This is a genomic window from Flavobacteriaceae bacterium HL-DH10 (genome assembly GCA_031826515.1).
GTDB lineage: Bacteria > Bacteroidota > Bacteroidia > Flavobacteriales > Flavobacteriaceae > Thalassobellus > Thalassobellus suaedae.
Genome location: CP134536.1, coordinates 3,937,137 through 3,962,129, shown reverse-complemented (window position 1 = coordinate 3,962,129; position 24,993 = coordinate 3,937,137). Strand labels below are relative to the sequence as shown.

Genomic DNA, 24,993 nt, shown 5'->3' with positions numbered 1-24,993 from the left:
GAAATTTTAATTTTTTATTAAACGATAGATTTAAACTATACTAAAATTAATAAGTAATAATTATAATTTATTTTTCAGAAAGTTGTCTGATTTTAATATTGAAATAAGCAAATATTAAAGTCATTATGGGGCTAATAAGGTTAAAAAAAGCATAGCAAATATATTCAGTTGTGCCAATGCCTAAAGTTTTAGATTGATAGGCACCACCTGTATTCCAAGGAAAAAGTATGGAAGTAACTGTGCCAGAATCTTCTAGTGTTCTACTTAAATTTTCAGGCGCAAGACCTTTATCTTTAAATGCTTTTTGGTACATTTTCCCAGGTACTACAATAGCTAAATATTGATCACTAGCAGTACCGTTAAAGAAAATACATGTTGCTGTTGTACTGGCAAATAATCCAAATGTTGATTTAGCAACTTTTAATAATGAATCACTTATTTTTTGTAAAGCATTTATTTCTTGCATAATACCTCCAAAGAACATGGCGCAAAGTATAAGCCAAATCGTAGATAACATACCACTCATACCTCCAGATGAGAACAATTTGTTTTCATCTAAAATAGCATTTCCAGAAGGAATGTAAATATCACCAATCATTGCGTTCATGATACCTTTATAGGCTGAATGAAAATTAAATGTATCAGCATTTGCCACTTTTAAAACAATGTCTGGTTGAAAAATAACAGCAAAAACACCAGCCAAAATAGTTCCTACAAAAAGAGCACTCAGAGGTTTTGCTTTTTTTATAATCATGATTATAACAACAATTGGAACAATAAAAAGTAATGGATTAACATTGAATGTGCTTTCTATACTATTTATTAAAGCGGAATTATCATTAATTTCTGTTGAATTAAATTGAAATCCTAATAAAATAAAAATGATTAAAGTAATTACTATTGTAGGAATAGTGGTGTATGACATATATTTAATATGGGTGAACACATCTGTTCCAGCCATAGCTGGAGCGAGATTAGTAGTATCACTTAAAGGAGACATTTTATCTCCAAAATAAGAACCCGATAATATGGCTCCTGCTACCATTCCTGCTGGTAAACCAAGGGCTTTGCCAATACCCATTAATGCAATACCTATGGTTGCAGTTGTTGTCCAGGAACTTCCTGTAGCTAATGAAATAATACAACATATAATTAAAGTAGCTGCTAGAAAAAAAGTAGGATTTAAAACTTCTAAACCATAATATATCATGGTAGGAATGATGCCACTTATAAGCCATGTTCCCGCTAAGGCTCCAACTAAGAGTAATATAAAAATGGCAGAACCTGTTGTTTTAACATTATCAACAACGGCTTCTAGCATATCCTCATAGCTTATGTTTTTTGAAAACCCAATAAGAGCAGCTATAACTCCAGAAAAAATTAAAGCAAATTGATTGGCACCACTCGTTGCATTATCACCATAGATAAAAACATTATAGGCGAGAATGAGAACTAAAACTATAATTGGTATTAGAGCTTCCCAAATGCTTAATTTTTTATTTTTAACAATGTGTTTATCTTGAGGTACTTTTGATTTATCATCCTGACTTTCCATATAAACTAAAAAAATATTCTTTATAAGTAGTAATGTTACGATTTTAGCAGAATGTATGCAAATGGGAGACTATTTAAAACAAAAAGGCTTGATGATTTCAGAATTCATTAAGTATTAATTACTAAAATTATAAAATATGCTTTTTACATAATAGTTATCTGCCAGATTGTAGTTTAATCTTAGTCAAAGATATTCTTGTATAGCGATTACAAGACTTAGAAAACATTTTAATAGTTAACGTTTTTTCATTTATAATTAATTTTTATCTACTTCTAAAACAAGAAAATAAACTATGAAAAATCTATTTTTTTAATCTGTAATTAAATGAGTTGGTTCTAAAACACCAACAGTAATCATACATTGCTTCATAATTAGGTATGTACGCTCAATATCGTCATCTAAACCAATAGAGAAACGAATTAACCCATCGCTTAAACCCATGGCGTGTTGTTCGTCTTCAGGGATTTCTGATGAAGTAGAACTTCCTGGAGCACTAAATAAAGTTTTATAAAACCCTAAGCTAACAGCTAAATAGCCTAAGTTTTTGTTTTGCATGAGTTCCATAAGCTCATTTGCTTTTTCTAAAGTTCCTACATCAATTGTGAGCATACCGCCATAACCATATTTTTCATTCATCATACTTTTAAATAAGTTATGAGAAGGATGTGATTTTAATCCTGGATAGACCGTCTTTAAACCATCAGTTTCAAATCTTTTAGCTAAATATAGACCGTTTTTACTATGCTGTTGCATTCTTATATGAAGTGTTCTTAAGTTTTTTAAAACTGAAGATGCTCTTAGGCTATCCATTGTTGATCCCAATAACATAGAAGCGCCGCAGTTTATATTACGTAAATCGTTAATAAATTCTTGGGTGCCACAAACTACGCCACCAACGGTATCACTTGAGCCATTTATAAATTTTGTTAAACTGTGAATAACAACATCGGCTCCTAAAATTGCAGGAGAAATAGACAACGGAGAAAAGGTATTGTCTACTACTAATTTTAAATGGTGTTTTTTTGCTATTTCAGATAAACCTTTAATATCTGCAACTTCTAAAAGGGGATTACTAACCGACTCGCAATACAGCACTTTTGTGTTTTGTGTAATGGCTGCTTCAACCATTTTTAAATTGGTAATATCAACAAATGAGGTTTCAATATTAAAACGAGGCACAAAGTTTTTTAAAAAAGCATAGGTGCCCCCGTAAATAGTTCTGCTCGAAACAATGTGGTCATCACTACCACATAATTGTAAAATAACAGGAGTAATGGCTCCCATACCTGAAGCGGACACATTAGCCGTTTCAGTTCCTTCCATAGCAGCTAAAGCCTCTCCTAAATATAAGTTAGAAGGAGAGGAGTGACGTGAATATAAATAGCAACCATCGGCATTCCCTTCGAAAGTGTCAAACATGGTTTTTGCAGATAGGAACGTGTATGTTGAAGAATCAGATATAGAAGGATTTACACCTCCAAATTCTCCAAAATATTGTAAGTCTTGTATATTGTTTGCGGGTTTAAATGCCATAATATTAAATTTTGTATTTAAACAAATTTCAGTATTTATAGATTTAAAAACAATGTATGTGGTTTTATTTGATATATAAAACTAGTATATGTGGTTTTTGTAGATTATTTTGTTGTAATTTTAAGTTTAAAATATGTTTTAATGAAAAATATTCAATTATGATTTTTGATGCCATTGATAAAAAGCTTTTAGAATATTTACAACAGGATAGTAAGCAGACAAATAAAGAGCTTTCTAATAAACTGAATTTATCTGTTACAGCGGTTTATGAGCGTATAAAAAAACTTGAAAAGGAGGGGTTTGTAAATAAATATGTGGCTTTAGTTAATAAAGATCAGGTTGATAAATCTTTTGTTGCATTTTGTCATATTAAGTTAATACAACACACTCAAGATTATGTTGTAAAATTTGAAAAAGAAGTAACGAATTTAAATGAGGTATTAGAATGTTATCATATTAGTGGGGATTACGATTATTTATTAAAAGTATTGGTAAAAGATATGGTTGCTTTTAGAGAATTTATGGTAAAAAAGTTGACATCTATCAATCATATTGGAAGTACACACAGTATGTTTGTTATAAATGAAGTAAAACATACCACAGCAATTAATTTTTAATATGAATTCAGTATTCTATAAAGGCATTGAGTTTTTTATCATTTTTATTTTAATACCTGTAAGTTATTCACTTTCCTATTCGGCGTATATAAAACTGGCATTTGGGGTTTTAGGTTTATGTTATATTATTTATATTTTATTAAAAGTTGAAAACGAAAAATTTAGAATAACACCTTATTTAAATTGGAAACTTTTTTGGATAGAAACATTAATTAAATTTTTACTAATAGCTTTTTTAACAACGCTTTTTGTTTGGTTAACTAACACAAAGGCACTTTTTGAAGTGGTACTAAATAAACCAATAATGTGGGTTAAATTTCTTCTGATATATAGCTTTTTCTCAGTATATCCACAAGAGTTACTTTATAGAACCTTCTTTTTTAAACGTTATAAAATGCTGTTTAAAAGTGAATTACTTTTTATTTTCATTAATGCCATTGTGTTTTCTTTAGCTCATTTATTTTTTAAGAATTCTTTGGTAATAATTTTAACTTTTCTAGGAGGTTTATTATTTGCATTGACTTTTAATAAAACTAAGTCAACACTTTTAGTATCAATAGAACATGCTATTTATGGGAGTTGGTTATTTACAGTTGGTATGGGAAGTATGCTAGGGTTTCCTATGTAAAATATTTATTATAAAATTGAAACTTTTTATTACTTTTATTATCTAATTAAAATGTAAATATGAGAAAATTAAGTTACATCGTTTTGGGCATTATTATTGGAGCATTATCTACCTATTATTTTTGTCCGAAACAAATAGGTGAGGATCCAGTAAAAATAGTAAAACCTAACGGACTTATCACACCTTCTGAAGCTAGGGCATTAAGTGCTAATTGGACTAAAACAAGAAAAAAAGCTGTTGATTCTGCAGCGGGAAAAGTTGATGATCGTTCCGTTTTATGGTCTATAGATGATATCCAGAATTATTTAAATTATGCCAAAAGTCAATCGGATAGTTTAGGGTATAATATGACTGCTATCCGTATTTATCTAGGAGTTTATCCTGAAGATATAAATCCTAATAAAAAAGATTATACAACTATGTTTATTGCTCCAATTGGAGAAAAAATAAAGGATTCTAATAACCAAGGAACTCTTAAAGTAAACCAAGAAATTATTCCAGTAAGTCCTTTAAATGAGGGTACTGGAGGGCAAGCAGGTTATCCAAATTAAGATTTACCTCTTTGTGATTTTGGAGAATTATATTACATTTGATGAATTTTTAAATCAAAAACATGAAAAATTTGATTAAATGTATACTAGTATGTGTTGATTTTATTAGTTTTAGCTGTTCTGAGGAAGATGCTAAAATTTCGAACTAAGCAAATTTTCAGAAACCTTCTGGTGTCATTTCTCAAGAAAGAGCTGTTGAGTTAAGTAAAACTTGAGAAGCAAAATCTTCAACGTTATTTAGTAAAGCAGGCAAAGCTAAATTTGATGACGAAGTAAAATCATTAAGATGGTCTTTGGAGCATTTGCATAACTATCTAGATTATGCTGAAAACGGAGCTAAAGAAGAAGGGTATAACATGACGGGGGTGAGGATTTACTTTGCTGCTAAAAAAAAATAATGAGGTCAAAACATGCTGTTTTTTCCACCGACGGGATATAAATCTGCTTCTCAGGCATCCATGTTTACTTCGTTCTTTATGGGAGTTGATGAAGAGAATATACCTGTACCGTTTTTAAATGACGGGAATGGAGGAGAAGGGGCTATCCAAAATAATATTAATGAATAAATTTTTATTTGAATACAATAACACTATTACGTTTTGTATTGAAATTTTAGCAGCTGTTACAGGTTTAGTACTTTATAACAAGTATAAACAAACAAAATCTAAATATTTTATATGGTTTTTAGTGTATTTATCTGTTTGCGATTTTCTAGGGAGCTATGTACATTATATAAAGAACGGTGGCTTTTTGAGCTTTTTAGAGGGGACTGTTTTTATAAGAAATTTCTGGTGGACAACCTTGTATTGGAAAATAGGCGCTATTCTATTTTTTTCTTTCTATTATTTTGGCATTTTAATTAACAGAAGATTTAGAATAATTGTAAAATACAGTGGTTATTTCTTTTTAGTTTTTTCAATTATTTACATATTGGTTAATTGGGATGATTATTTTGTTCAGTTTTTCCCAATAATAAGTATTCTAGGAGCGGTCATTATTTTTTTATGTACGGCATTTTATTTTTATGAAATATTAAGTAGTGAAAAAATATTAACATTTTATAAATCACTAAACTTTTATATTAGTACTGGTATTTTTATTTGGTGGCTTATAATCACACCATTAGTGTTTTATGATGTGTATAATTCAAAGGGAGATTGGAATTATATCTTTTTAAGACGAGAAATTTATTTATTTGCTAATATATTTATGTATTTAACTTTTACATTTGCATTAATATGGTGCAGACCTCAGAACGAATAGCTAGTACAGCTTCAGAACGGTATTTATTAATATATATGATTGCTGTTTTAGCAATTGTCACAACTTTGGTAATAATATTTTTTGTGGTTTTTTTAAAAAGAAAGAACAAATTACTATTAGATAAAATTAAACAACAACAGGCTTTTGAAGAAGAAATTACACTAGCTCAAACAGAAACTCAAGAGCAGACTTTAAAAAACATTGGTTGGGAATTACATGACAATGTGGGGCAATTATTATCGTTTGCTAATATGCAGTTAAGTATATTAAAAATGCAGGTTACTGATGATCTTAAAGATAAGTTTCAAGATACTACTGATGCCTTAAGGGAGAGTTTGTCTGAAGTTAGAGCACTTTCAAAAACTTTAAATAATGAGGTTGTTTTAAATATTGGTTTTGAAAAGTCGATTACCAATGAATTAAACCGACTTAAAAAAATGAAATTTACTTCAGCCAAACTTAAAATAATAGGCGACAAAGTAGGTTTTACAAATAGAAAACATGAAATTATTATTTTTAGAATTTTACAGGAGTTCTTATCAAATTCAGTAAAATATTCTGAAGCTAAAAATTTGAGTATTATTTTAGATTATAAGTCTGATACCCTATTAATTACTGCTCAAGATGATGGCGTAGGTTTCAATATTGGAGATATAGAGAATGGTTCAGGTTTAATTAATATGAAAAGTAGAGCTGATTTAATTAATGCAGAATTAGATATTGTTTCAAAACCTAATAATGGCGTTGTTTTAACATTAAACTATCCGTTGTTTAATTCTGTTAATGTTTAGCTTGTGCAAGCATCCCAAATGGGGTCTTTCGGTAAAGGTGCAGTAATGGTTATAGGTTCTTTTTTTACGGGATGTATAAATGAAATGTACCTGGCATGTAAATGAATACTAGCATCTTTATTACTTCTATCAAATCCGTACTTTAAATCGCCTTTTATAGGGCTTCCAATGTTTGAAAGTTGTGAGCGAATTTGATGATGTCTTCCCGTTTCTAAATTAATTTCAAGTAAAAAATAGTTATCTAACGTCTTTAATAATTTATAATGAAGAATGGCCTTTTTACTATCCTTTATTTCTTTATTATATGCAGTTGATTTGTTGTTTTTCGTATTTTTTTTAAGCCAGTTAATTAGTGTATCACTTTTCTTATTTGGTTCATTTTTAACAATAGCCCAATAAGTTTTGTTTATATCTTTTGAAACAAAAAGCGCATTTAATCTTGGCAATACTTTGCTGGTTTTAGCAAATATAACAAGTCCAGTTGTTGGTCTATCGAGTCTGTGTACAGTTCCTAAATAAACATTTCCTGGTTTATTGTATTTATCTTTAATGTATTCTTTAACAACGTCACTTAAAGGTTTGTCCCCCGTTTTATCACCTTGTACAATATCACCTGCTCTTTTATTAATCACAATAATGTGATTATCTTCAAAAAGCACTTGAAGGTTGGATTTGTTTGAAAGAATCTTATCTGCCACTAATGCTAGAATTTTTGCGATGTTTATTTATGCGATGTCGTAAAAAAAAGCTTTTTTATTTGAATAAACCTGAATACTACGACTGTAAACTAATACTGCTCACTATCATTAGGGAAATCAATAGTTTTCACATCTTCAACATATTGAGAAATAGCACTAGTCATGTCTTCGTATAAGTTCATATAGCGACGTAAAAATCGTGGATGAAATTCATGTGTCATTCCAAGCATATCATGCAACACCAATACTTGTCCGTCGACACCATTTCCTGCACCAATGCCTATAATAGGAATACTAACGCTTTCTGCTACCTGTTTAGCCAAGGCTGCAGGTATTTTTTCAAGAACGATAGCAAAGCAACCAATACGTTCTAATGCTTTAGCATCTTTTATTAAATCGGCTGCTTCTTTTTCTTCTTTTGCACGAACAGTATAAGTTCCAAACTTATAAATAGATTGTGGTGTTAAACCTAAATGACCCATTACTGGAATTCCTGCATTCAATATGCGTTTTATAGAATCTTTTATTTCTCTACCTCCTTCTAATTTTACAGAATGAGCTCCACTTTCTTTCATAATTCTAATAGCAGAACGCAAAGCTTCTTTTGGGTCACTTTGGTAACTTCCAAAAGGTAAATCAACTACCACTAACGAACGATCAATAGCACGAATTACTGAAGAAGCATGATAAATCATTTGGTCTAAAGTAATAGGTAATGTGGTTTCATGTCCTGCCATTACATTACTAGCAGAATCTCCAACAAGAATAACATCTACACCAGCACTATCAACAATTTTTGCCATCGTATAATCATACGCTGTTAACATTGATATTTTTTCACCATTGGTTTTCATATCAACCAATGTTTTTACGGTAATGCGTTTGTATTCTTTTTTTGCTACAGACATGTGTTTTGTATTAATTTTAGTAGAATGTAAAAATAGTGAATAGTTATTTTATTCCACATTTTTGTTTAAGCCATTTTATAGATTTCTCATTGGTCTCTTCAAAACGCCAATGTCCAGAAATTGGAGTGATAACAATTGTTTTTTCTGCCTTTACAGAGTTAAATGCAGATAGTGTAGATGTAGGTGTACAGGTATTATCGTTATAACCTGTTGAATAAAAACCAGGAACAGAAATTCTTTTAGCAAAATTAACAACATCATAATATGATGCTGTATTTAATTTATTTGTTGTTGCATGATTGTACTTGTTACTAAACATAAAAGGCCACCCACCAGCTCTATTATTTATATAAGCGCTATTGTCGCTTAAAGCAGGGTAAAAAGAAGCAAGTGCTGTAACTCTTTTGTCTAAGCCTGCAGTTACAATAGATAAAGCACCGCCTTGGCTGCCACCAGTTACTACTACATTTTTACCATCAAATTCGGGTAAACTTGTTAAAAAATCAATGGCACGAGTGCAACCTAAGTAAACACTTTTGTAATAGTAATTGTCTTTGTCATCTAAATTAATAGCCCAATAATTCCCTAATGCACGACTAATATCTTTATAGTCTTCTTTAGAAACTTCAGGAGAAATACCATGTATTTCTGTAGTAAAACTTATAAAACCTTGTTCGGCAAAAGCCAGGATAGGGTTGATTTTTTTTACTCCAGCTCCTGGTGGGTGAAATAAGACCGGGTGTTTTTTATTATCTTTTGGTTTACTTAAATACCCATATACATGTTGTCCTTTTTTATAGTTTTGTATTTGCACCAAGAAAACATCAACTTTTGTTGTAGAATATTCAGGTTTATAGGTTAAAACGGGGTCTATAGGTATTTGTTTATTATCGTTTATAGCCTTTTGCCAGAAGCTATCAAAATCTTTAGGATTCTTAGTAGTTGGTTTTATTTTAAAAGGAGCAAATCCTACTTTTATTTGGTCTCTATAAAGTTGTCCGTCAATAATTGTTTTTACAATTAATTGTTTAAAACCAGGAGTTTTCATGGTACCAATGCTTATTTGTCCGGTACCATTTTTTAATTTTAATTCTCCTTTTTTCTCTTCTTGCAAAAAATCTTGTCCATATTGATAGGTTATTTTTGCGTTTTTTATTGGTACACCAAATTTGTGAACCAAAATTTTTATTGAAGCTTTTTCATTAAGTTTATAGTTCCAATTATCATGGTTTGGTGTTAAAACAAACTGCACCAATTTTATTGGTGCAGGAGAGTTTTGAGCGTAAATCTGTTTATTAATAAGTAGTATTAAAGCAACTAAAAAGATGTTTAATTTTTTCATTTCAATAATAAATTTACTCAATTAATTCACCATTTACTTTTACATTATTAAATGTAAGGCCTTCAATAATTGTTTTGTCGTATTCGCCATTTTTTGCTTCAACATTTATGTTTTCAAACGTGAAATTTGTAAGCTTATCATATTCAGTGATTTTCATGTCATAAAAAATATCACACTTTAAATCAATATTTCTCATGGTAATATTGTCTGAATAGGATAGAGGCACATCTTCTCTTCCTTTTAAATCAAAAAATTGAGTCCAAGGCTTTATATAAATAAAACTATGTGCTTGTCCTGTAATGTTTTCAACAGTAATATATTCATAGTTTTGAGCGGTATCTGGACGCATTTTTAGCCATAATAAACGTTTCGCATCAGTAACTTTACAATTACGCATTATTATATTTTTGTTATGAATAGATTCACTGCCGTTTGTTAATGCTGCATGACAAAACCCAAATTCACAATCTTCAATAATTATATTAGTATTTTCACCATTACTTGCATCTTTATCAGCCCAAGGACCTTTACCGCCTTTTAATGCAATAGCATCATCGTTTACTGCCATATAGCATCCTTTTACTAATACATTAGAGCAAACATCAATATCTATGGCATCTGTACTTGGTGCTTTAATAGGTTCATGAGGAGAGGTAATACGCAAATCTAAAATTTTCACATTATTACATTGATAATAATGACTAGACCAAAATCCAGAATTCCTAAGATGAACATCTTGTATTTGTACATTGTCACATTTCCAAATAAAAACCAAACGCGGTCTAGAGACCTCTAGGTTTGTACATTTAGGGTTTTCTTTTCTACGTTGCCAAAAAGCTTTCCAATAATTTAAACCATTTCCATCAATAATACCATTGCCAGTAATAGTAAAACCATTTACACCAAATGCATTAACGAGAGCAGAGAAGTATTCAATACTTTGACCTTCAATTCTAGATGGTTTAAAAGGATAATCTTCTATATTATCCGATCCTTTTAAAACGCCATTTTTAACCACATGTAAATGAGTGTTAGGTTTAAAAAATAAGGCACCACTTAAAAAAGTTCCTTCAGGAATAACAACAACGCCGCCACCATTTCTGTAGGCTTCATCTATGGTATTTTGAATGGCAGCAGTTTGTACAATGGTACTATCATTAGTTACACCATAATCTGTAATTGTATAAAATTTACCTAGTTCAGAAGGATTTACTTTTGAATTATCTAAAAACCAATCAGGTATTACTGTTCCGTCAGGAAAAATGTTTTCATTGGTTGCTTTTTGTTTCGTTTGTTGAGAGCATGATACTAATATCAAAGTGATAACTAATAAACAGATGTTTTTCATTTTTTTTATTATGATGAATTGAATGATCATGATTTTTTCATGAAAGTATGTAAAAATAGTAAATTATGTGTAGAGTGCTAAAAGTTTTCTTGAAAGATGGTAGGCTTTGGAAAACAATTAAGTTGACATTAAAAAGCCTTCTAAATAAAGTAAATAATAAAAATTCAAAAGTTTTAACTAAAAAGCACTGACACTGTGTCAGCATTTTTTAGTTGGCATAATCATTGACTTTAGTACCATGAATTTAAAAAGGAACATTCAACACAATAAATAAAAATATTATGAGTAAAATTATTGGAATCGATTTAGGAACAACCAACTCTTGCGTTTCTGTTATGGAAGGAAACGAAGCTGTTGTAATCCCAAACGCAGAAGGTAAGCGTACTACACCATCGGTTATTGCTTTTGTAGAAGGAGGCGAAATTAAAGTTGGTGACCCAGCAAAACGTCAAGCAGTTACAAACCCAACAAAAACCGTTTATTCTATTAAACGTTTTATGGGGAATAAGTATTCTGAATCTAAAGCAGAAGCAGAACGCGTACCATATAAAGTTGTAAAAGGCGATAACGATACACCACGTGTAGATATTGATGGTCGTTTATACACGCCTCAAGAATTATCGGCTATGATTCTTCAAAAAATGAAGAAAACAGCTGAAGATTACTTAGGTCAAGATGTAACTGAAGCAGTTATTACTGTACCAGCTTATTTTAATGATAGTCAACGTCAAGCGACTAAAGAAGCTGGTGAAATTGCAGGTTTAAAAGTTCGTAGAATTATTAACGAACCAACTGCCGCTGCCTTAGCTTATGGAATGGATAAAAAAGGTACTGACCAAAAAATCGTTGTTTTTGATTTTGGTGGCGGAACACATGATGTATCTATTTTAGAATTAGGTGATGGGGTATTTGAAGTATTATCTACAGATGGTGATACACACTTAGGAGGTGATGATGTTGATGATAAAATTATTAACTGGTTAGCAGATGAGTTTAATGCTGAAGAGTCTATGGATTTACGTAAAGATCCAATGTCTTTACAACGTTTAAAAGAAGCTGCTGAAAAAGCTAAGATTGAATTATCTTCTTCTGAACAAACAGAAATTAATTTACCATACATTACAGCTACTGCTAGTGGTCCAAAACACTTAGTACGCACATTAACTCGTTCTAAATTTGAGCAATTAATTGACGATTTAGTAAAACGTACTATAGAACCTTGTCAATCGGCTTTAAAAGCTGCTGGATTATCAAAATCTGATATTGATGAAGTTATTTTAGTAGGTGGTTCTACACGTATTCCTGCTGTACAAAAAGCAGTAGAAGCATTCTTTGGAAAAGCACCAAGTAAAGGTGTAAATCCAGATGAAGTAGTATCATTAGGAGCTGGAATTCAAGGTGGTGTTTTAACTGGAGATGTTAAAGATGTATTACTTTTAGATGTAACACCTTTATCACTTGGTATTGAAACTATGGGTAATGTATTTACAAAGCTTATTGAAGCAAATACAACAATTCCGACAAAAAAATCACAAGTATTCTCTACAGCTGCTGATAATCAACCATCGGTTGAAATTCATGTGTTGCAAGGAGAAAGAGCCATGGCTGCAGATAATAAGACCATTGGACGTTTCCATTTAGATGGTCTTCCACCAGCAAGACGTGGAACGCCACAAATTGAAGTAACGTTTGATATTGATGCCAATGGTATTATTAAAGTATCAGCAACAGATAAAGCAACAAATAAAACACAAGATATTCGTATTGAAGCATCTTCTGGTTTAACTGAAGAGGAAATTCAAAAGATGAAAGCAGATGCAGAAGCAAATGCAGAAGCAGATAAAAAAGCAGTAGAAAGTGCTCAAAAATTAAATGAAGCAGATTCTATGATTTTCCAAACAGAAAAACAACTAGAAGAGTTTGGAGATAAATTGTCTGATGATAAAAAACAGCCAATTGTAGATGCTTTAGAAGAATTGAAAAAAGCTTACGAAACTAAAGATTTAGAGGTTATTACACCAGCTTTAGATAAAATAAACGAAGCTTGGAAAGTAGCTTCTGAAGAAATGTACAAAGCACAAGCTGAAGCACAACAAGCTGGTGGTGATGCACAACCAGGTCCTGATGCAAGTCAAAACGGACAAGGAGAAAGTAGTGATGTGGAAGATGTAGACTTTGAAGAAGTTAAGTAATATGTCATTCATGTGAAAGCATTAGTTTGAAATAAAAAAAAACGCAATCATTTTTGGTTGCGTTTTTTTGTTTTTAGGATTTTGTTGGTTTACATAAAATTACCTTTTTCATCCAATTTAACTCTAATAACTTCGCCATTATTTTCAAGTTTTACCTTGTATGTTTTTTTTACTGAAGCTGCATCAGTATTATAGCTAACAGAATACACATCTTTTGCTAAAGTCCAGTTTGGGAATCTTTTGAAAATTGCATTTCGTACATTTTTTGGTAATTTTATATTTTTAAATCTTTCAATAGTTCTTATAACTTTACCGTCTTTATCATATGCAGCTAATATTTTACCGTTAGGAATGTAGAATGATACATTATAGGTATCATAATCATCATAATAAAGATCAGAGTTTTTTAAATCGTACATGGCTACTTGTTCTTGTAACATTTGTACTGACAAATCGGTGTCTACAGCATCTACAGAATTTAAGTACTTATAGTTTACTGCTGTAATTACTACCTCTGGTAGTTGGTTTATTTGAGAATACATCTCAAATGTCATACTGATAATAATCAGACTAAAAATTAATTTTTTCATGATATAGATATTTTTAATTAATAGACAAAAGTTATGTTATTGATTAATTTTCTACAATGATCTTCATCAGTAATAATAAGGGAGTTTTGATAGTTTAATTTTGATTGTTTTTTTATTACTTAAAAACCCATACTTTTGACTCACTTTTTAAAATAAATTATGCCTTTCTCTACAAAAATAAAATCAAATTATAACCCCAAACGCTTAGCGGTAAAGCTAAATTCAAAAGGCGAACAATTTGTTGTGCAAGGACATCCTTGGGTATTTTCAAATAATATTATTAAAATAAATGAAGATGCTAAATCTGGTGATTTAGCAATCATTTTTGGTAAAAATAAAAACCGTGTTGTTGGTTTAGGGTTGTATGATGCTAATTCACCAATTCGGATTAAAATGCTTCATAGTAGCACAGAAAAGGTAAATATTAACGCTAGTTTTTTTCAAAAAAAAATAAAAGACGCTTATAGCAAACGTCGTAATTTATTAAAAACAAATACGAATAGTTACCGTTTACTATTTGGTGAAAACGATGGTTTTCCAGGTTTAATAGCTGATATGTATGCATCTGTTTTAGTTGTGAAAATTTATTCTGAAATCTGGTTGCCTTATTTAGATACTATTATATCAGGTTTACAAGAGGTTTCAAATGCAAAAACCGTTGTTATCAGATTAAGTAGAAGTTTAGAACAATCTAATGCACATCAATTAAAAAACGGAGATGTTGTTTATGGAATTTTAGAAAATGAAGTGGTTCAGTTTATTGAACATGGTGTTAACTTTTCAGCAAATGTTATTAAAGGGCATAAAACAGGTTATTTTTTAGATCATCGTGCTAATAGGAAACAAGTAGGCGAGTGGAGTAAGGGGAAAACGGTATTAGATGTGTTCTCTTATGCTGGTGGATTTTCGGTGCATGCATTATATAATGGAGCTAAAGAAGTTACTAGTTTAGATATTAGTAAACAAGCGCTAGAAATAGCTATTGAAAATGGTAAATTAAATACCTATAAAGGCACGCATAAAACCATTGCAGGAGATGCTTTTGAAGAACTTAAAAAGTTAATAAAAAACAAAGTTACTTTTGATGTTGTTGTTATTGACCCTCCAAGTTTTGCAAAACAAGCTTCAGAAATAGATTTAGCAAAAAAGAAGTATGCCCAATTAGCTGATTTAGGAGAACAGTTAACTGCTAAAAATGGATTATTGGTTCTAGCTTCTTGTTCGTCAAGAGTACTTAGTCAAGCTTTTTTCGACATTAACGGTCAAACATTAGCATCAACAAATAGAACATATAAAGTATTACTTAAAACCCAACATGATGAAGATCATCCCATAGGTTTTCCAGAAGGTGCTTATTTAAAATGTGTCTATTATCGTTTTTTAGATTAATTAGTTTGTGAAATTTTACAGAAACATACCAGTTTCATTAGTTTTTACTGTAATTATTTCATTTTCATTTTTAATCTTGATTTTATATTCTTGTTTTACGGTGTCTTTTTCACAATGGTAGTTAATATGATAAGCATCACTTATGATACCCCAATTTGGAAAGCGTTTTGCAATAGCTTGCATGACAATTAAAGGCAATCTTACATTATTATATTTTTCTATAGTTCTTATAATTTTTCCGTCTGTATTGTATACCGCTATAATTTTCCCTTCGGGAATGTAAAATGATACTTTGTAAGTATCATACACCTCATTATATAATGGAGTTAACTCTCTATTATAATTTACAACTTTTTCTTCTAGAATTTTAACACATTCAGCTGCATTATCTGCATTAACAGCATTTAAATATGTATTGTTTAATTCAATTACTGTTTCTTGTAAAGCAATGGTTTGTGCGTTTGAAAGGACTGTTAATCCAAATAAAAACATAATGAATACAATGGTTTTCATGATAGAATATATTTAAGTTTAAGATTTTTAAAAATAACTATGCGTGCATAATAAAAAAATGATAAATATCATGAAATCAGAGTTTTGTGATTTAATTTTTAGTTTTTTATAACTAACTGATTCTTAGTTGTTATGCGTGCATAATATTTTGTTATATTTGAATAAAACTAATTATGGCTACAAAACTCACACAACTTTTAAATATAAAACATCCTATTATTCAGGCACCTATGTTTTTAGTATCTAACGTAGCGATGGTAAAAGAGGCTATGAATTGTGGTATTGCAGGGTGTATTCCTGCATTAAATTTTAGAACTCTTGATGAGTTAAAAATAGCATTAAGAGAACTTAAGGCTGCAAAACCAGATGGAGGTTCATTTGGTTTTAATTTAATTGTTAATAAATCAAATTTAAAATATAAAGAACAATTACGTGTTATTTGTGAAGAAGGGTGTGATTTTATAATAACTTCTTTGGGAAGTCCCGAAGAAACTATAAAGCAAGCACATAAAGTAGGTATCAAGGTTTTTTGTGATGTAGTAGATTTAAAATATGCAAAAAAAGTAGAACGTTTGGGAGCCGATGCTGTTATAGCTGTAAATAATAAAGCAGGTGGGCATAGAGGTAATAAATCACCTAAAGCACTTAATAAAGAACTTAGTACAAATTGCAGTATTCCAGTAATTTCTGCTGGAGGTGTAGGTTGTAAGGCAGATGTTGATACTATGCTAAAATATGGAGCAGACGGCGTTTCAGTAGGAAGCCCATTTATAGCTTCAGTAGAAGCAGGAGTTACAAATGAATATAAACAAGCTTGTGTTGATTATGGAGCAGATGATATTGTTATGACAGAACGCATATCGGGCACACCTTGCACAGTTATAAATACACCATATGTGCAAAAAATAGGTACTAAACAAACTTGGCTAGAATCCGTTTTAAACAAAAATAAGCGCCTTAAAAAATGGGTGAAAATGATACGTTTTTCAATTGGCATGAATGCGACAAAGAATGCAGCAACCAAAGCTACTTATAAAACGGTTTGGGTGGCAGGTCCGAGTATTGAGCATACTCATAAAATTCTACCTACAAAAGATATTATTAGGCATTTAATTAGTTAACAAGAGCTACGCCTTTGTTCTTTTTCTTGTTTCCAACAAATAAACTTAAAGTTGTACTTGCAACTAAGCCTCCAACGGCGGTAGCGGCTACATCGGCTGCATCAAAATTATTATGTGGTTTGGTACTATCATATACTTCTTTAGCAATACCTGCTAAAACTGAAGCGCTTAAACTATACCAAAAAGCTTTCTTTTTATTTTTTGTTGTAGAATATACAACCGTATAAGTTGTTGCAGATATTAATGCACCTGCTGCTACATGTAATTCACCATCATTTGATATAAATTGACCACTACATAAGCCTGTAAATGATAATGCTAAAATTGTAACAATTGTTTTCATCGTATTTTTATTTTAAGAAATGAAAAATATTCAATTTACACGTAACGAGATATAATAATCGTTTGTATAACTATAATTACGATAAAGTGTTAAAAAACTGTAAATTTGTTTTTAAACTTTAGATAATAGATAATGAAAATAAGAAAACTAGGTAATAAAGGATTTAATGTAAGCGAAGTTGGTTTAGGTTGTTGGCAATTAGGAGCCGATTGGGGTCAGGACATGTCAAAAGAAAACGCTTTTAATATTTTAAACGAAGCTGTTAAAAATGATATAACTTTTTTTGATACGGCTGATGTTTATGGCAATGGAAAAAGTGAAACTCTTATAGGAGAATTTTTAAAAACATGTAATACTCCCATCCGCGTAGCAACAAAATTTGGTAGGGCAGGAGATGCGTATCCAGATAAGTATACAAAAGCGGTATTAAGAGCATCGGTTGAAGCTTCTTTAAAGCGATTAGGAGTAGAAGCGTTAGATTTATTACAATTGCATTGCATTCCAACTCAGTATTTAAGAGATGGCGATATTTTTGATTGGTTACGCGAATTGCAACAAGAAGGTTTAATTAAACATTTTGGAGCTAGTGTAGAAACGGTCGAGGAAGGTTTAATTTGCATGGAACAAGAAGGGCTATTATCACTACAAGTTATTTTTAATGTATTTAGACAAAAATTAGTAACCGAGTTATTTCCGAAGGCCAAAGAAAAAGGTGTTGGTATTATTGTACGTTTGCCATTAGCAAGTGGTTTACTTTCTGGTAAATTTAATGCTGATACAACCTTTCTAGAAAATGACCATAGAAATTATAATAGAAACGGAGACGCTTTTAATGTAGGTGAAACTTTTGCGGGCTTACCTTTTGAAAAAGGTTTAGAGTTTGTTGAAACGATTAAAAAAGACATTTTGCCAAGTGAATTATCTATGGTGCAATTAGCTCTACGTTGGATATTAGATCATGATGCTGTAAGTGTCATCATTCCTGGTGCAAGCTCAACAAATCAAGTAATCTCAAACGCTCAAGTTTCTAACATAGATACGTTATCTTCAGAAATACATGAAGCCTTAATTCATTTATATAAAACAGTTATTCATAATGAAATTCGTGGCGGTTATTAATAACTTTCAAGTTTGCTAAAAGTTATGTTCATTTAATATATTCGTTATAACCAATTAAAATCAAACCATAGACTAAAAATGAAGATTCGAATTTTATTTGCAACTATTTGTTTTATAACAGGTAACATAGTTTTTTCTCAAAATCCATTTATAAAACATATGTATACTGCCGATCCATCGGCGCGGGTTTTTAATGATACCTTATATATTTATCCATCTCATGATAAAGATGATGCTGTAAAGTTTACTATGGAAGACTGGCATGTTTTTTCTACAACGGATATGGAAAATTGGACAGACCACGGTGTGGCTTTTTCTCTAGATAATCTTAATTGGGCAAGTTCTCAAGCATGGGCACCAGATTGTATTAACAGAAATGGTAAATATTATTTTTATTATCCTGTAGAGCATAGTAAAATAGGGGTTGCGGTAGGTAATAGCCCAACAGGACCATTTGTAGACCCATTAAGTAAACCTTTAATTCATACCAATACAGAAGGTGTTGTTTGTAATCGTGATTTTATAGATCCAGCTGCTTTTATAGATGATGACGGACAAGCTTATTTATATATGGGACAGTTGGTTGTAAATGCCATAAAACTAAATCAAGATATGATTTCTTATGATGGTGAAGTTCATTTATTAGAAGGTACAGATGATTTTTTTGAAGCCGTTTGGATGCATAAATACAAGGGTAAATATTATTTATCTTATGTAGGCGAAAGTGGTGAAATTAAATATGCTATGAGCGATAATCCGTTAGGACCATTTGAATATAAAGGTGTTATTTTACCTAAAATGAACAGTGGCACTAGCCATCATTCCATAGTAGAATATAAAGGGCAATGGTATATGTTTTACCATAATTCCGATTTGTATTATAAAAATAATCCAGATGTTGAGCGTAAGTTTGGTTGGGGACATAAAACAAGTCCACATCCTTACCGAAGATCTATTTGTTTCGATAAATTATTTTATAATGAAGATGGTACGATACAACCTGTTATACCAACAAAATAGTTAAAAAAATGAGAAGTATTTTTTTACTTTTGTTAACCATTGCTTCTACAATATTTAGTTGTGCTAAACTAGAACCTTTGCAGCAAGTTGGTTTATATCGTACGTTTGAGAAGACTATAGAGAATACCAATACGTATACTAATAAGTTTAAAGATGTTCAACTTAATACAACATTCATTTCACCTTCAGGAAAAACAACTGAGTTTTTCGGTTTTTTTGATGGCGATGGAAATGGTGGAGGCGATGTTACTAGAGGTCATATATGGAAAATGCGTTTTATCCCAAATGAAATAGGCGTGTGGACTTACAAATGGCATTGGAGTGATACAACTAAAGGTGGAGAAGCTCAATTTGAATGTACTTCGGTAGGTGCAGGAAAAGGTATTTTGCAAGCTTACAAAGAAAATCCACGATGGTTTGCTTATAACGGCAAAGATCCTGTTTGGTTAAAATCGTATTACGAAAGTGGTCATGGTTCTATAGCACAACCTTTAGATTGGATTACCAAAAATGTTTATCAGCCTATAATTGATCGTGGTTATAACCATTTACAGGTTAACTGGTTGTTATCTTTATGTTGTTTTGAGCAATATTATCATGATGGTCCAGAGCCAACTACACAAGATTTAACATTGTACGAAGAAGGCAAAGCATCAAGTACCATGCGCTTAGATGTATGGAAGCTTATGGAAAATCATGTAGAATGGTTAAATAATAAAAACATTGGCTTACACATGTTTCTTGGTTTTGATGGCAGTAAAAATGATGGTCCAGAATGGACAAGTTTAAGCGAGGATGAAAAAGATTTTTATGTACGCTATGTTGTTGCTAGACTAGCACCTTATGCAAATATTGCTGGATGGGGGTATGTTTGGGAAGTTCCAGGAGACAGACAAGAAGAAGAACTTGGTTGGGCACAATTAGTTAAAAAATACGATGTGTTTAACCATTTACGTACCTATGAAGATGAATACCCAATTAATAACGAATACCATCGAGATGCATATAATTTTGCAGCTATAGAAAATCATTATATTTTTTCTGAAGAACGCGATTTAGACAGACCTTTTTGGAAAGCACCATGGACCCATCACGAGGCATGTTTAGCAGGTTATGTTCCAGGTAAACCTGTATATATGATTGAAGGTAATGCGCTCTGGAGACGTTTTTGGCAAAAACGCACAAAGGCAACTTTAGACGATTTGCGTCAAGCAGCTTGGGCGTGTGTAACTGCTGGAGCTTCATTTAATTGGTGCGGGCAAGCAGGTGAAGACGAATTAGTCGCTTTTGGGTTTGAAGGGTTACCGTTTTTTAAAGACGATAACCCGTATCTAGCCTCTACTTTAGAATTAGATATTTTAAGTGATGTGATGATGAATGAGATTACATTTCACAAGATGCATCCAACGGATGTATTATTATCTAATCATGATAATAAAAAAGTGTGGTGTTTATCTGAAAAAGGAAACCAATATTTGGTGTTTTCAACAAATGGTAATCCGTTTGATTTACAATTAGAATCAGGAGATTATAATAGTGCCACTTGGTTAGATGCTAAAACGGGTAATAAAATAGCTTTAGAAGCAATTTCGGTATCTAATAACAATCCTATTACATTTACAGCACCAGATACTTTAACCGATTGGGTTTTGATTGTTAAGAAAGAGTAGTCATTAATAATTTGGGAAGTTTAATGTTATCAATTTAATTAATTTATAAAACTAATGAAACTCACAAAGTATATTTTTTCTATTAGTATCATTGCTTTATGTTCTTGTCATTCAGTAGGTGAAATATTGGAAGTTAAAAACAACACTCCTAAAAACGTTATTCTTTTAATAGGTGATGGTACTGGTTTATCTCAGGTTTCCTCAGCTTTTTATTTTAAAGAAACAGCTCCTAATTATGGGCGTTTTAAACATATCGGATTAATTAATACGTCCTCTTCTCGTGAAGATGTTACAGATTCTGCAGCTGGAGCTACGGCATTTGCTTGTGGTGTAAAAACGTATAATGGTGCCATTGGTGTCGCCGATGATTCTACTGCTGTAGTTTCATTAGTAGAAATTGTGTCACCATTGCAGATTAAAACAGGAGTTATTTCTACATCTTCTCTAACACATGCAACACCTGCTAGCTTTTTGGCACATGCTTTAAGTAGAAATTTTGATGAAGAAATTGCCGCAGATATGGTCGAGACTAATATCGATTTTCTTGCTGGTGGCGGGATAAAGTTTTTTAATAAAAGAAAAGATGGAAGAAATCTATTTGATACTTTAGCTTCTAAATCTTTTAAAATTGACACAACAGCTTTAGGAGATTTTGAAAGTATTAAATCATCTTCAAAGGTTGCATATATTTTGGAAGAAAAACATATGCCAGCAATAGCAAAAGGAAGAGGTGATTTTTTACCTAATGCCACAGAACTTGGAATTCAATTTTTGAATAAGAATAAATCTAATTTCTTTCTAATGGTTGAAGGCTCTCAAATAGATTGGGGCGGACATGCTAATGATAGTGATTATCTTATTTCAGAATTAATAGATTTTGACAATGCTATAGGAAAAGCACTTGATTTTGCAAAACGTGATGGTAACACCTTAGTCATAGTAACAGCAGACCATGAAACAGGAGGATTTACCTTAGCGGCTAAAACCAAAACAAGAGAAAATGGAAAAGAGTATAGCGATTATAGCGAAGTTGAAGGGATATTTTCAACAAGTGGACATTCAGCTACTTTAATCCCTGTATTTGCTTATGGACCAGGAGCAGAAGAGTTTATGGGTGTCTATCAGAATAATGAAATTTTTCATAAAATATTAAAGGTTACTAATTGGAAACCTAATAACTAAATTTTAAATCATTATTAATATTTCTAAGTAACTTCGACTTAAGGAAAAATTACATAACGTTTTTGACCAGTTTTTTATAGATCAGTTATAATTCATTACTGTATAGTTAAAAACACATGGTCAATTTTAATTAAAAAGATGTTAATTGGTTAATAACTATTGTCATAAAAAATTGCCGTTCTGCATTGGAAATTTTAATTTCGCATCTCATTTACCACCAGTTAATAATATTTTATAACGGTGAGAATTAAAATAAACAGAAGAAATTAAATGGATCATCTTTTAGCATTTTCAATAACAGTATTTACAGGTTTTTTTGCTATTACAAATCCAATTTCTAATATGACGATATTTATGTCGTTAGTTGATGATGAAGATGAGAAAACAAAGCGACAAATTAGTAAGAAAGCGGTTATTGTAGCTTTTATAATTGTCCTTATTTTTGTAATATTAGGTAAGTTTCTTTTTCAATTATTTGGTATAACCATTCCTGCGTTTAAAATAACAGGAGGCATTTTAATATTCTTTGTAGGTTTTGAAATGCTGCAATCTAAAAAATCGAATGTTAAACATTTAAACAAAACCAATGTAGATGAAGACTTAGCTATTTCTCCTTTAGCTATTCCTATTATTGCTGGTCCTGGTACTATTGTAACCGCTATGAATTTTGTGTCTAATGGTGGTTACGTTAAAATAGCTATTGTTATTTTCATCTATGCTATTATGTGTTTCTTAAATTATGTAGCGTTTAATTTAAGCGATTATTTGGTTAAAAGACTTGGTAGAAATGTCATATCTGTTATTGGTAAAATAATGGGACTTATTATTGCTATTATAGGTACCAACATGATAATTCAAGGATTGAAAATTTCTTTTGATTTGGTTTAAATGCTATTATAGAAGTAGCGTGTTATGCGATGTCTCAATCGTGCCTCTTTTCGACATGACAAGCTATTATTTTTGCATTTACAAGTCATTTTCGCTAGGAGAAATCACATAAAGAACATCACATGGTTTGCTCTTAGCGTGTTATGCGATGTCTTAATCGTACCTCATGTCGACATGACAAACGAGTCTTAATTGTATTTCTAAGTCATTTCGACACAAGGAGAAATCACATAAAGCGTATTACTTAGTTTTTATTTAACCTAATAAATATCAAACAAACACTTTTCAATATTTTGGAAGGTGTTTTTGTTTACAACTGTTTATAACTTCACTTTCAATTAAGTAAGAAAAATTATAACTTCGCTTATCGGAGGATATAAATCATTGAAACGGATTCATATCTTAAACGTTGTGCAATATTTGACAAAAACCTATGCCAAAGATATTAATTACAGGAAACGGATTTGATTTAAGCTTAGGTTTACCAACATCATATAGTGATTTTATTAATATATTAAACTCACTTGATAATTATGGGGAAATTAATTTTGACTCTGTTTATAGTAATTGTTCTAATTATGAACAAATAACTAAAAAATACAACGTGTTTAGTATTGATTGTGAAAAAATCGAAATTTTAAAAGTTGAAATTCAAAGTAATTTATGGTTCCAGTTTTTCCAAAACGAATTGGAAATAGAAACTTGGATTGACTTTGAAAATAAAATTGAATATGTCTTAAATAATCTATTCACATCTGTAAAATACATCAAAGACAATATATTTTCAAAAGGTTCACTTTCTGAAGAGAAAATTAATTATAAACCATTGCTCTTTAATAATGATGTTGAGATATTACAGGTACTAAATAGATTTAATATCATTACTTTGAAGGAAAATTATGACATTACTTTAAATGTGAATTATCTTATTAAAAAATATGATTTTTTTATTGATGTAGACTTAAATAAAATAACTCAAAAATTAATAGAGGAATTAAAAGACTTTAAAAAAATATTCAATTTATATTTTGAAGTTTTTGTATATCCATTTTATGACAATCAAAAAACTAGAGTTGATAGAAACTTGTTTTTATCAATAACAAAACATTATACATTTAATTATACACCAACTTTTGAGAAAATCTATAAAAGAGTCAACAAAACAAGTTTTTTACATGGAAAAATTGACTCTGATTCAAATGAAATTGTTTTAGGCATTAATGAAATTCCAAATGACGAGCTAGATAAGAGATATTTTTTACCATTTACTAAATACTATCAAAAATTAAACAACAATACTGATTTTGAATTTATATCTGATTTCGAGAAAAAAAAGAATTCAAATTTTCAGTTTTTCTTTTTTGGTCATTCTTTAGATACTTCTGATGAAGATTATATCAACGAAGTATTTGATTTTGTGAATGGCTTAAAATCAAAAATTAAAACAATTCTTATTATACATCATAATAAGTCCTCTAAGTCAAAACTATTGATAAATCTCTTGAATATAAGAGGTAAAGATGATATTCAAGCACTTATGAGAAGTAAAAATCTTATGTTCTTAAATATTGACTCAACAGAATTAAGACATGAATTAAAAAAAGATATTAGCATGTCAGCAGGAGTTTCTTATAATATTTAAATAACGTTGCACAACATGGTGTATAATTAATTGCTAGTACAAGCTTGTTTACGAAAATCCTCCCAAATTTCCTATTCCGTTTATATTTCC

General features: G+C 30.7%; 24 protein-coding genes. 15 read left to right on the top strand and 9 right to left on the bottom strand.

The annotated features are described in order from the left end of the window. Positions 1-67: 67 nt before the first annotated feature. Both nhaC and RHP49_16755 read right to left on the bottom strand, forming a co-directional pair. Positions 68-1,555 (bottom strand): Na+/H+ antiporter NhaC, encoded by a 1,488-nt coding sequence (gene nhaC / locus RHP49_16760; protein ID WNH12527.1) that lies wholly within the window; start codon positions 1,553-1,555, stop codon positions 68-70. A gap of 309 nt (positions 1,556-1,864) precedes the next feature. Next, positions 1,865-3,088 carry an aminotransferase class I/II-fold pyridoxal phosphate-dependent enzyme gene (locus tag RHP49_16755; protein ID WNH12526.1) on the bottom strand — a complete coding sequence of 408 codons (1,224 nt, stop codon included), beginning with the start codon at positions 3,086-3,088 and terminating at the stop codon, positions 1,865-1,867. Between the two features lie 158 nt (positions 3,089-3,246). On the opposite strand from RHP49_16755, the gene RHP49_16750 reads away from it, so the two are divergent. From RHP49_16750 to RHP49_16725, 6 genes are all read left to right on the top strand, one after another. Continuing rightward, positions 3,247-3,705: an Lrp/AsnC family transcriptional regulator gene (locus tag RHP49_16750; protein ID WNH12525.1), complete on the top strand. Its 459-nt coding sequence runs from the start codon at positions 3,247-3,249 to the stop codon at positions 3,703-3,705. Between the two features lies 1 nt (position 3,706). Next, positions 3,707-4,333 carry a CPBP family intramembrane glutamic endopeptidase gene (locus tag RHP49_16745; GenBank protein WNH12524.1) on the top strand — a complete coding sequence of 209 codons (627 nt, stop codon included), beginning with the start codon at positions 3,707-3,709 and terminating at the stop codon, positions 4,331-4,333. A gap of 59 nt (positions 4,334-4,392) precedes the next feature. Then, positions 4,393-4,884: a hypothetical protein gene (locus tag RHP49_16740; protein ID WNH12523.1), complete on the top strand. Its 492-nt coding sequence runs from the start codon at positions 4,393-4,395 to the stop codon at positions 4,882-4,884. 410 nt (positions 4,885-5,294) lie between these two features. Next, positions 5,295-5,450: a hypothetical protein gene (locus RHP49_16735; protein ID WNH12522.1), complete on the top strand. Its 156-nt coding sequence runs from the start codon at positions 5,295-5,297 to the stop codon at positions 5,448-5,450. Continuing rightward, on the top strand, positions 5,443-6,147 hold the full coding sequence (locus RHP49_16730) for a hypothetical protein (GenBank protein ID WNH12521.1): 705 nt from the start codon (positions 5,443-5,445) through the stop codon (positions 6,145-6,147). The genes RHP49_16735 and RHP49_16730 overlap by 8 nt, the downstream gene beginning before the upstream one ends. After that, on the top strand, positions 6,123-6,938 hold the full coding sequence (locus tag RHP49_16725) for a histidine kinase (GenBank protein ID WNH12520.1): 816 nt from the start codon (positions 6,123-6,125) through the stop codon (positions 6,936-6,938). Before RHP49_16730 ends, RHP49_16725 begins: the two co-directional genes overlap by 25 nt. On the opposite strand, the gene RHP49_16720 is transcribed toward RHP49_16725, so the two are convergent. The 4 genes from RHP49_16720 to RHP49_16705 all read right to left on the bottom strand — a co-directional run bounded on the left by RHP49_16720 (position 6,935) and on the right by RHP49_16705 (position 11,234). Continuing rightward, positions 6,935-7,636: an RluA family pseudouridine synthase gene (locus RHP49_16720; GenBank protein ID WNH12519.1), complete on the bottom strand. Its 702-nt coding sequence runs from the start codon at positions 7,634-7,636 to the stop codon at positions 6,935-6,937. The two genes, RHP49_16725 and RHP49_16720, sit on opposite strands and share 4 nt — an antisense overlap. 89 nt (positions 7,637-7,725) lie before the next feature. Further along, positions 7,726-8,544 carry a 3-methyl-2-oxobutanoate hydroxymethyltransferase gene (panB, locus tag RHP49_16715; GenBank protein ID WNH12518.1) on the bottom strand — a complete coding sequence of 273 codons (819 nt, stop codon included), beginning with the start codon at positions 8,542-8,544 and terminating at the stop codon, positions 7,726-7,728. A gap of 43 nt (positions 8,545-8,587) precedes the next feature. Continuing rightward, on the bottom strand, positions 8,588-9,886 hold the full coding sequence (locus RHP49_16710) for an acetylxylan esterase (protein WNH12517.1): 1,299 nt from the start codon (positions 9,884-9,886) through the stop codon (positions 8,588-8,590). Positions 9,887-9,899: 13 nt separating this feature from the next. Then, positions 9,900-11,234, bottom strand: a complete 1,335-nt coding sequence (locus tag RHP49_16705) for a glycosyl hydrolase family 28 protein (GenBank protein ID WNH12516.1) — start codon at positions 11,232-11,234, stop codon at positions 9,900-9,902. Positions 11,235-11,515: 281 nt separating this feature from the next. On the opposite strand from RHP49_16705, the gene dnaK reads away from it, so the two are divergent. Further along, a complete protein-coding gene (dnaK, locus tag RHP49_16700) occupies positions 11,516-13,426 on the top strand; it encodes a molecular chaperone DnaK (GenBank protein WNH12515.1) in 1,911 nt (636 codons plus the stop codon). 89 nt (positions 13,427-13,515) lie between these two features. Here dnaK and RHP49_16695 read toward each other — a convergent pair whose 3' ends face one another. Next, positions 13,516-14,016 carry a nicotinate-nucleotide adenylyltransferase gene (locus RHP49_16695; protein WNH12514.1) on the bottom strand — a complete coding sequence of 167 codons (501 nt, stop codon included), beginning with the start codon at positions 14,014-14,016 and terminating at the stop codon, positions 13,516-13,518. A 159-nt stretch (positions 14,017-14,175) separates the two neighbouring features. Here RHP49_16695 and RHP49_16690 point away from each other — a divergent pair, with 159 nt between their 5' ends. After that, positions 14,176-15,405, top strand: a complete 1,230-nt coding sequence (locus tag RHP49_16690; GenBank protein ID WNH12513.1) for a class I SAM-dependent rRNA methyltransferase — start codon at positions 14,176-14,178, stop codon at positions 15,403-15,405. Between the two features lie 15 nt (positions 15,406-15,420). Here RHP49_16690 and RHP49_16685 read toward each other — a convergent pair whose 3' ends face one another. Next, complete coding sequence (locus RHP49_16685; GenBank protein ID WNH12512.1) at positions 15,421-15,918, bottom strand: nicotinate-nucleotide adenylyltransferase; 498 nt, start codon at positions 15,916-15,918, stop codon at positions 15,421-15,423. A gap of 173 nt (positions 15,919-16,091) precedes the next feature. On the opposite strand from RHP49_16685, the gene RHP49_16680 reads away from it, so the two are divergent. After that, positions 16,092-17,039, top strand: coding sequence for a nitronate monooxygenase (locus RHP49_16680; protein WNH12511.1), 948 nt, complete (start codon positions 16,092-16,094; stop codon positions 17,037-17,039). Here the strand turns inward: RHP49_16680 and RHP49_16675 are convergent. After that, positions 17,032-17,382: a hypothetical protein gene (locus RHP49_16675; protein WNH12510.1), complete on the bottom strand. Its 351-nt coding sequence runs from the start codon at positions 17,380-17,382 to the stop codon at positions 17,032-17,034. The two genes, RHP49_16680 and RHP49_16675, sit on opposite strands and share 8 nt — an antisense overlap. A gap of 132 nt (positions 17,383-17,514) precedes the next feature. On the opposite strand from RHP49_16675, the gene RHP49_16670 reads away from it, so the two are divergent. From RHP49_16670 to RHP49_16645, 6 genes are all read left to right on the top strand, one after another. After that, a complete protein-coding gene (locus RHP49_16670) occupies positions 17,515-18,501 on the top strand; it encodes an aldo/keto reductase (protein ID WNH12509.1) in 987 nt (328 codons plus the stop codon). 78 nt (positions 18,502-18,579) lie between these two features. After that, a complete protein-coding gene (locus tag RHP49_16665; GenBank protein ID WNH12508.1) occupies positions 18,580-19,521 on the top strand; it encodes a family 43 glycosylhydrolase in 942 nt (313 codons plus the stop codon). Positions 19,522-19,529: 8 nt separating this feature from the next. Further along, positions 19,530-21,191: a DUF5060 domain-containing protein gene (locus RHP49_16660; protein WNH12507.1), complete on the top strand. Its 1,662-nt coding sequence runs from the start codon at positions 19,530-19,532 to the stop codon at positions 21,189-21,191. Positions 21,192-21,245: 54 nt separating this feature from the next. Further along, a complete protein-coding gene (locus RHP49_16655) occupies positions 21,246-22,373 on the top strand; it encodes an alkaline phosphatase (GenBank protein WNH12506.1) in 1,128 nt (375 codons plus the stop codon). 270 nt (positions 22,374-22,643) lie between these two features. After that, positions 22,644-23,261, top strand: coding sequence for a MarC family protein (locus RHP49_16650; protein WNH12505.1), 618 nt, complete (start codon positions 22,644-22,646; stop codon positions 23,259-23,261). A 433-nt stretch (positions 23,262-23,694) separates the two neighbouring features. Next, positions 23,695-24,903, top strand: coding sequence for an AbiH family protein (locus tag RHP49_16645; GenBank protein ID WNH12504.1), 1,209 nt, complete (start codon positions 23,695-23,697; stop codon positions 24,901-24,903). Positions 24,904-24,993: the final 90 nt, after the last annotated feature.

What these genes read in the sequence shown, in the direction of transcription:
- nhaC (WNH12527.1), bottom strand. Translation starts at nt 1,555, where the DNA reads ATGGAAAGTCAGGATGATAAATCAAAAGTACCTCAAGATAAACACATT.
- RHP49_16755 (WNH12526.1), bottom strand. Translation starts at nt 3,088, where the DNA reads ATGGCATTTAAACCCGCAAACAATATACAAGACTTACAATATTTTGGA.
- RHP49_16750 (WNH12525.1), top strand. Translation starts at nt 3,247, where the DNA reads ATGATTTTTGATGCCATTGATAAAAAGCTTTTAGAATATTTACAACAG.
- RHP49_16745 (WNH12524.1), top strand. Translation starts at nt 3,707, where the DNA reads ATGAATTCAGTATTCTATAAAGGCATTGAGTTTTTTATCATTTTTATT.
- RHP49_16740 (WNH12523.1), top strand. Translation starts at nt 4,393, where the DNA reads ATGAGAAAATTAAGTTACATCGTTTTGGGCATTATTATTGGAGCATTA.
- RHP49_16735 (WNH12522.1), top strand. Translation starts at nt 5,295, where the DNA reads ATGCTGTTTTTTCCACCGACGGGATATAAATCTGCTTCTCAGGCATCC.
- RHP49_16730 (WNH12521.1), top strand. Translation starts at nt 5,443, where the DNA reads ATGAATAAATTTTTATTTGAATACAATAACACTATTACGTTTTGTATT.
- RHP49_16725 (WNH12520.1), top strand. Translation starts at nt 6,123, where the DNA reads ATGGTGCAGACCTCAGAACGAATAGCTAGTACAGCTTCAGAACGGTAT.
- panB (WNH12518.1), bottom strand. Translation starts at nt 8,544, where the DNA reads ATGTCTGTAGCAAAAAAAGAATACAAACGCATTACCGTAAAAACATTG.
- RHP49_16710 (WNH12517.1), bottom strand. Translation starts at nt 9,886, where the DNA reads ATGAAAAAATTAAACATCTTTTTAGTTGCTTTAATACTACTTATTAAT.
- RHP49_16705 (WNH12516.1), bottom strand. Translation starts at nt 11,234, where the DNA reads ATGAAAAACATCTGTTTATTAGTTATCACTTTGATATTAGTATCATGC.
- dnaK (WNH12515.1), top strand. Translation starts at nt 11,516, where the DNA reads ATGAGTAAAATTATTGGAATCGATTTAGGAACAACCAACTCTTGCGTT.
- RHP49_16695 (WNH12514.1), bottom strand. Translation starts at nt 14,016, where the DNA reads ATGAAAAAATTAATTTTTAGTCTGATTATTATCAGTATGACATTTGAG.
- RHP49_16690 (WNH12513.1), top strand. Translation starts at nt 14,176, where the DNA reads ATGCCTTTCTCTACAAAAATAAAATCAAATTATAACCCCAAACGCTTA.
- RHP49_16685 (WNH12512.1), bottom strand. Translation starts at nt 15,918, where the DNA reads ATGAAAACCATTGTATTCATTATGTTTTTATTTGGATTAACAGTCCTT.
- RHP49_16680 (WNH12511.1), top strand. Translation starts at nt 16,092, where the DNA reads ATGGCTACAAAACTCACACAACTTTTAAATATAAAACATCCTATTATT.
- RHP49_16675 (WNH12510.1), bottom strand. Translation starts at nt 17,382, where the DNA reads ATGAAAACAATTGTTACAATTTTAGCATTATCATTTACAGGCTTATGT.
- RHP49_16670 (WNH12509.1), top strand. Translation starts at nt 17,515, where the DNA reads ATGAAAATAAGAAAACTAGGTAATAAAGGATTTAATGTAAGCGAAGTT.
- RHP49_16665 (WNH12508.1), top strand. Translation starts at nt 18,580, where the DNA reads ATGAAGATTCGAATTTTATTTGCAACTATTTGTTTTATAACAGGTAAC.
- RHP49_16660 (WNH12507.1), top strand. Translation starts at nt 19,530, where the DNA reads ATGAGAAGTATTTTTTTACTTTTGTTAACCATTGCTTCTACAATATTT.
- RHP49_16655 (WNH12506.1), top strand. Translation starts at nt 21,246, where the DNA reads ATGAAACTCACAAAGTATATTTTTTCTATTAGTATCATTGCTTTATGT.
- RHP49_16650 (WNH12505.1), top strand. Translation starts at nt 22,644, where the DNA reads ATGGATCATCTTTTAGCATTTTCAATAACAGTATTTACAGGTTTTTTT.
- RHP49_16645 (WNH12504.1), top strand. Translation starts at nt 23,695, where the DNA reads ATGCCAAAGATATTAATTACAGGAAACGGATTTGATTTAAGCTTAGGT.